Here is a 9,743-nt window from a genome sequence, read left to right on the forward strand (position 1 = left end):
CCGTGGCGAGGGAGCTTGCTCCCGCTCGGCTGCGCAGCAGTCGTAAAAACATCGACCGCTGTGTGCCTGGGATAATGTAGGGGGCCGCTTCGCTGCCCAGCGGGAGCAAGCTCCCTCGCCACGGGTATTGGCCCTTCGCCTACTTTTTCATGCCAACACGACGGCGCATGTCGGCGGTGATGGTCTGGCGGGCTTTCTTCAAGTTTGCCCAAGGCTCATGGCCGACCTCGCCCAGGCGCTCGTGCACATTGTTCACGTTCCATTGATTACCGCCCTTCAGGTCCCCTACTTCTTCCCTGAAAATCGGCACCGACACCGGCAGCCCTTCCCGAGTACGCACAGCGTACGCACAAATGGTCGTGGCACCGAGGCCGTTGCGCAGGTAGTCGATGAATATCCGCCCAACGCGGTTTTTCGGTCCGGATACCGCCGAAAAGCGTTCGGGCAGCAGATTCGCCATGTGGCTGACAATCGCGTGACTGAAATCTTTCACCTCATCCCAGCCAAGCTTGCGGGTCAGCGGCACCACCACGTGAATGCCTTTACCGCCACTGGTCTTGAGAAACGCCTTGAGCCCCAGCTCATCCAGCACTGACAACGTCAGGTGAGTGGCCTCGACCATGCTTTTCCACGGCAGCGCCGGGTCTGGGTCGAGATCCAGGACGAAGCGGTCGGGCTTGTCCAGTTTGTCCGCCGTTGCATTCCAGGTGTGCAGTTCCACGGTACTCATCTGCACCGCACCGATCAGCGCCTCGGCGTTGTTGATGATCATCACCGGCTGCCCGGTGATGTCCTTGTCCAGGATAGTAATGCCCGGGATGGCCAGGCGTTCGGCGTTTTTCTGGAAAAACAGCTCGCCGGCGATGCCGTCCGGAGCGCGCACCAGGGCGACCGGGCGATCCTTGAGCTCGGGCAGGATAAATTCGGCGACCTGGGCGTAATACTCCGCCAGTTGCATCTTGGTCGTGCCGCTGCTGGCATCGATGACCCGGTCCGGGTGAGTGATACGCACCTTGCCTGCAGCGAGTCCCGCCTGGGATGGCGCCGGGGAGGCTTTCTTGCCGACAGGCTTCTCGGTGACAGATGCCGATGCAGCGCTTTTTTTCACCACGGCAGCACGCTCCTCAGTGATGCCTTTGGCCGGCTTGTCGTCACGCAAACCATGGAACACCGCATGGCGCACAGAGCCGTCTTTGGTCATTTCAGCAAAGGCGATTTCCGCCAGCAACACCGGTTTTAGCCAGTGCACGCCCTTGGCGTCGAAGCCCGTGGGCGGGTTGGCCACCGAGGCTTTTTTCGCCTTCAACGGCAGCAATTGCTCGTAGATGGTTTTTAATGTGGTTTCGTTGAACCCGGTGCCCACCTTGCCGGCATAGCGCAATTGGCCGCTATCGCGATCATGCAGCCCCAGCAACAACGCACCAACCGCGCTGCGCGAACCCTTTGGGTCGGTGTAACCCACCACCACGAATTCCTGCCGATGTTTGCATTTAAGCTTGATCCAGTCGCCACTGCGCCGCGACACATAAGGCGAGCCCAGGCGCTTGCCGATCAAACCTTCCATTTGCATCTGGCAGGCGCTGGTGAGCAAGGCATCCGGTGCTTCACCAAATGAGTCGGAGAACCGCAGCAAGGGATCTTCGTGAGTTCTGAGGACCGTAGCCAAGGCCAGCCGGCGTTCTTCCACCGGTACTTCACGCAGGTCGACACCATTGAGGTACGGCATGTCGAACAGGTAATAAAGGATATTGCTACTGCTCCCCTCTTCAAAGGCATTTTGCAGGGCCTGGAAATCCGGGACTCCTTGCTCGTTGGCCACCACCATCTCGCCGTCGAGCCAGGCAGATTCGAGTTCCAGGGCGGCCAGCGCCCTGGCTTGCGCCGGCAGTTTGTGCGTCCAGTCGTGCCCGTTACGAGTAAAGAGTTTGACCTCGCCACGGTCGATACGCGCCATGATCCGGTAGCCGTCGAACTTGATCTCATAGCTCCATTCACCGTCCGGGGCTTTTTCCACCAGAGTCGCTAGCTCCGGCTTGATCCGCTCTGGCAATTTGGCCTTGTGGGCGCCCGTCAACTTGGCCGAACGACTTCCCGGCGCGACCTTGGGTGCGGGCTTCCTGACGGGCTTGGGCTTGGCAGCAGCCTTGGCTTTTTTCGGCAGGAGGGTGCGGTCGCTGAGCACGCTGTCGGGTTCTGCGACCACTACGTCGTAATCGCTCTCGGGCTTGGCCGCGCTGTCCTGATGCTTGATCAGGAACCATTGTTCCTGCTTGCCCGGCATGTGCGTGCGCACCAGGTTCCACAAGCCGCCGAGCTTCTCACCCTGCAGTTCGAACTTGAGCTTGCCCTTGGCGTAGGCTGTGGTCGGGTCCTCCTGGGGAATCCACACTCCGCGATCCCAGACGATGACATCTCCGGCCCCGTAGTGCCCTTCGGGAATGCGGCCCTCGAACGTCGCGTAATCCATCGGGTGATCCTCGACGTGCACGGCCAGGCGCTTGACCTTGGGATCCAGGGACGGCCCCTTGGGCACCGCCCAGCTCTTCAGCGCACCATCGAGCTCCAGGCGAAAATCGTAGTGCAGGCGTGAGGCGTCATGCTTCTGGATGCAGAACTGCAACGCATGGTCTTTCGCGGTTTTTTTGCTCGAACGCTTCGCTGCTGGCTCGGAGGTCGCGGAAAAATCGCGCATGCGGTTGTAATCGTCCAGATTCTTGCCCATGGCTCACCCCCCTATTGTCGTTGCAACGCTGCCCCCAATGCCGGCACCGGTGCGCGTTACGATCAGCGCCACCACCGCGATCCGCTCGACTCGCTGATAACCTTGCGTCAGGAGTTCCTCGCCAAACACATCGGGATCGATCTCGCGATACGTCCAGGCAAACAGTGGCGAGGCCAGGCGCGGCGTCAGCGCTTCCAGGAACGGGTCCCGGCCTTCGACCATGGCCACCCCGGTGTAGAGCACCAGCGAGCCACCCAGTGCCAGGCGATTGAGAGCCTGCTCGACGATGCGCACCGACAATTGCTCGCCGAGCTCGCCACCGCCATGGCGGTACGCGCGTTCGGTGGGGTCGGCCATGTACGGCGGGTTGGCAACGATGAGGTCAAACTGGCCGTCGACGTCCTGCAGCACGTCACTGGTCTGCACTGTGACATTGGCCACTTCGGCCAAGGCGGCATTGACAGTGGTCAGGCGCAGCGCGACAGGGTTGATATCCACCGCCAGCACCTCGGACTCGCGACGCGCCCGGGCAATCACGATGGCACCGACGCCGGCACCGCAACCGATATCCACCGCACGGCGGATTGGCGCAAAACACTGCTGCAAATGGCTATGGATCAATTGCGCGAAGCGGTAGCTGTCGGGGCCAAAAAACACTGAGTCTGCCGCTTCGGTGGGAAAGCCCGAATGAACGAACAGCAGGTCGTCGAGACTCGACCAGCGCACTCGGCTTTTCAGCCGGCCATCGCTGGCGACCAACACTCCGGCCTGTTGCAGCTGGCGCTGTTCGTCCACAGGCAGCAGGCCGGGCTCAAAGGTCCGCGACCAGCCGTAAACATCCCGCAGGTTTTTCGCGGTGCTTGCCGCGTTGCGACCGAGCACCCGCTCGTGAGTCAGCGGTGTAGGCGTGATAAACCGATAGCCGTCCGCCTGCAGGCGTCGTCCCAACTGCAGCAGTGCCAGCTCGTCGGCGTCCAGTCGTTCTTCCTGATTCATGTGCCGCTCCCTAACGCAGGCTGGATCTGAGTTCGATGTAACGCCGCGTGGCCAGCAGTCCCGCGGGGTGTGAATGACGATGGGGTGACAGCCACGCAATCAACACCGACATCTGCGCATGGGAATCCAGCCCGACGAGCGACGACTGCAGCGTCTGCACGTCAGGGTCACTGGCGGGCAACTCGGGAACCGTGGCGGCGCTGACCACACGTCGATGCGCAGGTTTGGCGCGCTCGGGCGTCCAGTCCCCGGCAATCCAGTCATGCAGCAATTGTTTTTCATAAGGACTGAACACGCCGAACATAGCCGCCCCATCGCCCACAATCATCTGCCAGAAGCGGCTGGCCTGGGGGTCCTGGTGACGCTTGATCCAGCCCTTGTTTTCCATGGCGCTGAGAAAACCGGGCAGTTGCTCGGGTGAAGACAACCATTGATTAACGGTCTTGCCTTCAAAGCGGCAATAGTCCGAATGCATGTGCTGACCGAACGGACGCTTGCGTTGGAGCATGCCCAGCAGTTCTTCCTCAAGGTCGAACGACTCGATAATGGCGCGACTGCCCTGGCCCAGATCGTTGAGTCGGTATCCGGCTGCCACCCGGTGCAGGAATTCCTCGCGATCGCCTTCCAGCGGCACCAACTGCAGCACCGACTGCACGGCTTTTTGCGCATGCCCGGTGCTGGCATTGTCAATGGTGACGTGCAGCGTGAAATAGTAAGGGTCGATGCCCAGTTCACTCAGCTCGTAGGCACTGATCAGCAGGTGCAGGGGCAGTTGTTCATAGCCCAGGTTGTAGCCGATCACCTCCGGCATGAAGTCATCGCTGCATTCACCTAACGCCAGTTGTATCGCACCTTGCAGGTAGCGTTCATCGGGTAGCGCACTGGTGTCATCCAGGCCATGTTCGGCCAGCAGCTTGCGATAGATCACTACGTGATTTTGCGCCGGATTGCCGTCGCCCAATTCTTCGAGGTAGGTGCAGATCAGCCCGTCAAAACGCGGGTCGCGCCAGTGGCGCAGCAGGCCATACAGCCAGGCGCCGTCCACCCGTTTGGTTGGCCCGACGGCTTGCAGGAAAAACAGCGCGTGGGCCTTGTTGCTGAAAAACTGCCGGGCGCCGCCGTCCCTGCGTTGCTGCAGATAGTCCGAGTACTGGCGCGCCACTTGCGAGCAGTGCTGTTCGACGAAACTTTGCAAGGCAGACAGGTCCCGGGGCATCTCCTCAGGCATGTCTTGGGCCTGTTCGAGTTGCTCGGCCAGGAAGGTCCGGGCGAGGGATTTGCGCTCCTCGTCATCAACGTTGAGCAGCAACTGTGCATAGGTACTCTTCAGGCTCCCGGCGGTCGGAATCGGCTCTACGCGGGCGGGCCGGGATTCAAGTCTTGTCAGGGCAGTCATGGGTGCATCTCTCGGTCTATGGCCAGTGGCAGGACGCTGAATCAACACGTCTCTACTTCAGCAGAGCGATAAGCCTGGGAGAAAATTCAATCTGGGTTGAAAAAGCCCGGACAGACGGGCCTGCAGGAGCGGTGTGCTCGCGCTGGCGTCTGGTCTGAGTCAAAGCAGCGTCTTGAGCACCAGCAAGCCGCCTCCGACGAGGGTCGGTCTAATGGTTCAGGCGGTGCCTTTGGCCTGTTCCTCCAGATGCACTTGAAGCTCTGGGTCTATATTCAGTGCAGCCGCCAGTTCATCCAGGTAACTGCGCTCGGCATCCTGCTGGTCGTCTACCAGGATCACGCTCGCCAGGTACATTTCCGCAGCCATGGCAGGATCAGTGGCCGACTGTGCCACGTCGGCGGCATCCAAAGGCCGAGCTACCTCCTCTTCCAGCCATTGCTGCAGTTGCGGGTCATCGGTGTGGCGGGCAATTTCAGCACTTATCAACTGTTTCTCGGCAACGTCAATCCGACCGTCGGCCTTGGCCGCCGCGATCAGCGCGCGCAGGATGGCGTGGCTGTGTTCCTCGACTTGCGGCCCGGCCAACAGGTTCACGGTCTGTGGCGCTTGTTGGGGGGCAGATGCCTGATTACGCTGCCACGCCTGATAGGCCTGGAATGCCATCATCCCCAGCGAGGCCAAGGCCGCATAATTCATGCCGCCACTACGCCCGGTTCGGTTCTGGTTCGCGCCCCCCAAGACCGAACCGCCACCGAGCAGGCCACCGAGTAGGCCGCCCAGGCCGCCCAAGCCATCACCGCCCGTGCTGGAACTGGCGCGACCGCCCCCCAACAGGCCGCCAAGCAACCCACCAAGATCACCGCCGATGCCTCCCTGTGAGGAAGCAGCACCCGGTTGCTGTGAGGTTTGGCCCCTGAGCAGTTGTTCGAGCAGATCGCTGGTGTTCATGACGTCGTCCTTATTAATGAAAGCATTTCGGTCAGGAAACAATAGTACTTGCAGGCCAATCTGCCACCACCGTCCGGCTGCCAACATTAGGGCGACAGCAGCGTGGATTTAGCCGAAGTATTTTCCCGCGGCGCAGCTAAGATTTACTGACGGTGAACCTTATTCGCGGATTTTCGGTCGATACCTGCAACCCGAACCGGTTTGCCGCCACCCTCGCTCTCGAGGGTGATGACTGGCTTGCTTCACTTTTTGGAGAACGCCCCCGTGATATCGACCCTACACATCGCCAGGCTCAAAGCATGGGGCGCCCATGGTTTTACGGCCACTGGCGTGGTCACCGCCTTCCTCGCGACCCTTGCCCTGCTGGAGAACCAGCCGATCAATTGCCTGCTGTGGCTTGGCGTCGCGCTAATCGTCGATGGTCTGGATGGCGCTCTAGCGCGCAAGGTGAATGTGCAGTCGGTGCTGCCAAGCTTTGACGGTTCGATCCTCGACCTGGTCATCGACTACCTGACCTACGTGTTCATCCCCGCTCTGTTCATCTATCGCTACATTCCGCTGCCGGACTACACGCTACTGCTGACGGTATCGCTGATCCTGGTGTCCTCGCTGTTTTGCTTCTGCAACGTCAACATGAAGAGCAAGGACAACTACTTCCAGGGCTTCCCCGCCGCGTGGAACGTGGTCGCGCTATGCCTTTACATCATTGCACCTTCGCCGTGGATCACGTTCCTCACGGTGATCGGCCTGGCACTGCTGACCGTGACCCGAATGAAGTTCCTGCACCCGTTCCGCGTGCGCAAGTTCATGCCGATAAATATTGCAGTGACTGCCATCTGGTTATTATGCAGTTTGTCGCTGGTGGTCAACCATCCGGTGATCAACCCACTGGTGATGGGGCTGTGGTTGCTGATGTCGGCTTACTTCCTGGGCATCTGCATCTGGCGCACGGCGCTGGAGTGGTTTGATGGGGCGCGGCACAAATAACCCGTTGTTGGATAAACGCGGTGCCCTTTTAGGAGCGAGCTTGCTCGCGATGGTGGTCAGCGATGACGCGGTGGAGCCTGAATGCCCGCGTTGTCCTGACGTTTTTCGCCAGCAAGCTCGCTCCTGCAGGGAATGGTGGGGTTTGGTTTTAACGTCGGGTGATGACTACCTCCAGATACTCACTCGGCACCACCAGTGACTGCTCTCCCGCTCTGTTCATCCGCTCCAGCAACTCGGTCAGGTCCGCTTCCAGCGCCTTGGCGCCATCAGGCGGCAGCGCGGCGAACGCCTTGTGGAGCGGGCCGTACCAGCTGCGGAACGTGTCGATGAAATGGGCGGCTGAGCGATAGCGGAAATTGAACGTCCGGGGGGTGACCTGGACCAGGAATTTTCGCTCGTCGAAGTGGGTATGCAGCCAGGCTTCGGAGCCCCACTGTGAAGGCGGTTGCGCCCCCGGTGCTGGTGGCATGTGCTTGCCCAGCGCCTTGAACATCTGGCCAACAAAGCCTTCGGGCGTCCAGTTGGCCAGGCCGATGCGGCCACCAGGGCGACACACGCGGGCCAATTCTGCCGCTGCTTTGGACTGGTCGGGGGTGAACATCACGCCGAAGGTCGACAGCACCGCATCAAAACTCGCATCGGCAAAAGGCAGTGCTTCGGCATCGGCGACCTGGAAGGTCACTTGCAGGCGCTCTGCCCGCGAGCGGTCTTCGCCACGCTCCAGCAATGCGGCCACATAGTCAGTGGAAGTGACGATGCAGCCACGCCGTGCGGCCGCGAGCGTCGCGTTGCCGTTACCGGCGGCGACGTCCAGCACCCGCTCATCGCACAGCAGGTCGCAGGCTTCGGCCAACTGCTCGCCAACGATCTGCAAGGTGGTGCCAATCACGGCGTAGTCGCCACTGGCCCAGGCGACCATCTGACGGTTTTTCAAGGCATTGAGATCAATGGGTGTACTCATGGATACCGCTCCATTGCGGGTAGGAACGCAGCCGGCTTATTCAGCCGTGGTGGGGTCGATAACGTGCATCACCTGGGAAATCCGGTTGGCCGGAAAACCGCTCAGCCTGGCGTGTTCCTGGATCTGCTGTTCATCGGGTGCGATATACACGCAATAGAGTTTGTCACCGGTGACGTAGCTCTGCTGCCACTGCACCTGCGGCAAATCACGCAAGATCCTGCAGGACTTTTGTGCCGCTGCTTTCAGATCTCGCTCCGACAGTGCTCCTGCACCTGCTATCTCCCGTTCAATGACGAATTTAGGCATGACAACCTCTCATTTTTGTAATGGGTGACAGGGCGATGCGCCCTGTAGGCCAACTATCGCGCCGCCGCAGGGCGACGTCCTGCCCGATCGTCGGCCAAACCTGTCCGATCGTCCGGAGATTTCCCATTGCGCGCCGGGTATAACGAACCTGGGATTGCCGGAATGCCTGGAATCCGCTTTCATGGGCCATTACGACTCATGAACGGACTCACGCCCATGCATCAGCGCCTCGACTGGCTGACGAACCACCCTCAACACAGCAGCATGTTCGCTGAATGGATCCATCGACAATTCGCCTACGAATATGTCGGGCAGCCCCTGGCCGAATGGCAGTGTGAATTTGCCGAAGGCCAGGCTAATGGCAACTGGCAGTGCCTGATTGCTCTGGATCAAGACCGGTTGCTCGGCGGTGCAGCGCTGGCCAAGGCGGACCTGGCCCAGCGACCGGACCTCGGGCCCTGGTTGGCCTGCGTCTTTGTTACGCCACACGCCCGCGGCCAGGGCCTGGCGGAGCGATTGATCGAGGGGATTTGTGCGCGAGCCAGGGAGAATGGAGTGGCGAGGATATATCTGCATACCCAGGACAAGCGTGATTACTACGCCAAGCGCGGGTGGGCGGTGCAGGAGCGCTTTCAGGGATGGGGTAAAGAGCAATGGCTTATGGCAAAAAACCTGTGAATCCACACCCCTGTGGGAGCAAGCTTGCTCCCACAACTCCTCCCTTATTAATCCTCTATGCCCCGGACGCTTTGGCCTCCTGCAGCAACTGCTGAATCATCTGCTCCTGCGCGTCGTAGGCACCTTCGCCAAAATGGGTATAGCGCACCTGGCCCTTGGCATCGATAAAGTAATGCGCTGGCCAGTACTGGTTATCGAAGTTGCGCCAGATCACGTAGTTGTTGTCGATGGCCACCGGGTAAGTGATGCCGAGTTTCTTCACCTGATCCTTCACGTTGTCGATGATGCGTTCAAAGCCATATTCCGGTGTATGCACGCCAATCACCACCAGGCCATCCTTCTCGTACTTCTTTGCCCAGTCCTTCACGTACGGCAAGGTGCGCTGGCAGTTGATGCAGTCATAGGTCCAAAAATCCACCAGCACCACTTTGCCTTTCAGGGATTCGCCGCTGAGAGCCGGTGAGTTGAGCCATGCGACCGCGCCGGCCAGCGAGGGCATGGCGCCCTGGGCGTTACCCATGGAATCGGCCTTGACCTTGCTGACGAGGTAATCGAGCACTTTCGGCACGGTTTCCAGCACCCCCTTCTCGACGCTGCTGATGCCTTCGGACGAAGTGCCGCCCAGCAGGGTCTTGTCGGCACCGGTGGAGATCACCGCTGCGGCAGCCAGCACGGCCACGCCGGCACCACGGCGCAGCCAGCCGGTTACCGGGATCGAGGCTTTCAGGCGATTGACCAGGCCGCGCCCC

General features: G+C 60.5%; 9 protein-coding genes. 2 read left to right on the forward strand and 7 right to left on the reverse strand.

The window, feature by feature from the left end:
• Nucleotides 1-139: 139 nt before the first annotated feature.
• From ligD to L9059_RS13310, 4 genes are all read right to left on the reverse strand, one after another.
• Nucleotides 140-2,722 (reverse strand): DNA ligase D, encoded by a 2,583-nt coding sequence (ligD, locus tag L9059_RS13295; RefSeq protein WP_247291476.1) that lies wholly within the window; start codon nt 2,720-2,722, stop codon nt 140-142.
• Between the two features lie 3 nt (nt 2,723-2,725).
• Entirely contained in the window at nt 2,726-3,718 is a 993-nt protein-coding gene (locus tag L9059_RS13300) for a methyltransferase (RefSeq protein WP_247291477.1), read from the reverse strand.
• A gap of 10 nt (nt 3,719-3,728) precedes the next feature.
• Nucleotides 3,729-5,114, reverse strand: a complete 1,386-nt coding sequence (locus L9059_RS13305; protein WP_247291478.1) for an iron-containing redox enzyme family protein — start codon at nt 5,112-5,114, stop codon at nt 3,729-3,731.
• Nucleotides 5,115-5,330: 216 nt separating this feature from the next.
• On the reverse strand, nt 5,331-6,062 hold the full coding sequence (locus L9059_RS13310) for a tellurite resistance TerB family protein (RefSeq protein ID WP_247291479.1): 732 nt from the start codon (nt 6,060-6,062) through the stop codon (nt 5,331-5,333).
• Between the two features lie 264 nt (nt 6,063-6,326).
• Here L9059_RS13310 and pcsA point away from each other — a divergent pair, with 264 nt between their 5' ends.
• Entirely contained in the window at nt 6,327-7,049 is a 723-nt protein-coding gene (gene pcsA / locus L9059_RS13315) for a phosphatidylcholine synthase (RefSeq protein WP_247291480.1), read from the forward strand.
• 148 nt (nt 7,050-7,197) lie between these two features.
• Here pcsA and L9059_RS13320 read toward each other — a convergent pair whose 3' ends face one another.
• Both L9059_RS13320 and L9059_RS13325 read right to left on the reverse strand, forming a co-directional pair.
• The gene (locus tag L9059_RS13320) at nt 7,198-8,010 is read right to left on the reverse strand and encodes a class I SAM-dependent methyltransferase (RefSeq protein ID WP_247291481.1); all 813 of its coding nucleotides are present in this window, start codon (nt 8,008-8,010) and stop codon (nt 7,198-7,200) included.
• Nucleotides 8,011-8,046: 36 nt separating this feature from the next.
• Nucleotides 8,047-8,316, reverse strand: coding sequence for a DUF4242 domain-containing protein (locus L9059_RS13325; protein ID WP_247291482.1), 270 nt, complete (start codon nt 8,314-8,316; stop codon nt 8,047-8,049).
• 216 nt (nt 8,317-8,532) lie between these two features.
• On the opposite strand from L9059_RS13325, the gene L9059_RS13330 reads away from it, so the two are divergent.
• A complete protein-coding gene (locus L9059_RS13330; protein ID WP_247291483.1) occupies nt 8,533-8,994 on the forward strand; it encodes a GNAT family N-acetyltransferase in 462 nt (153 codons plus the stop codon).
• A 55-nt stretch (nt 8,995-9,049) separates the two neighbouring features.
• Here the strand turns inward: L9059_RS13330 and L9059_RS13335 are convergent.
• The coding region (locus tag L9059_RS13335) for a thioredoxin family protein (RefSeq protein WP_247291484.1) at nt 9,050-9,743 on the reverse strand (694 nt) is incomplete at its 5' end.

The sequence above is a fragment of the Pseudomonas violetae genome (assembly GCF_023072615.1).
GTDB lineage: Bacteria > Pseudomonadota > Gammaproteobacteria > Pseudomonadales > Pseudomonadaceae > Aquipseudomonas > Aquipseudomonas violetae.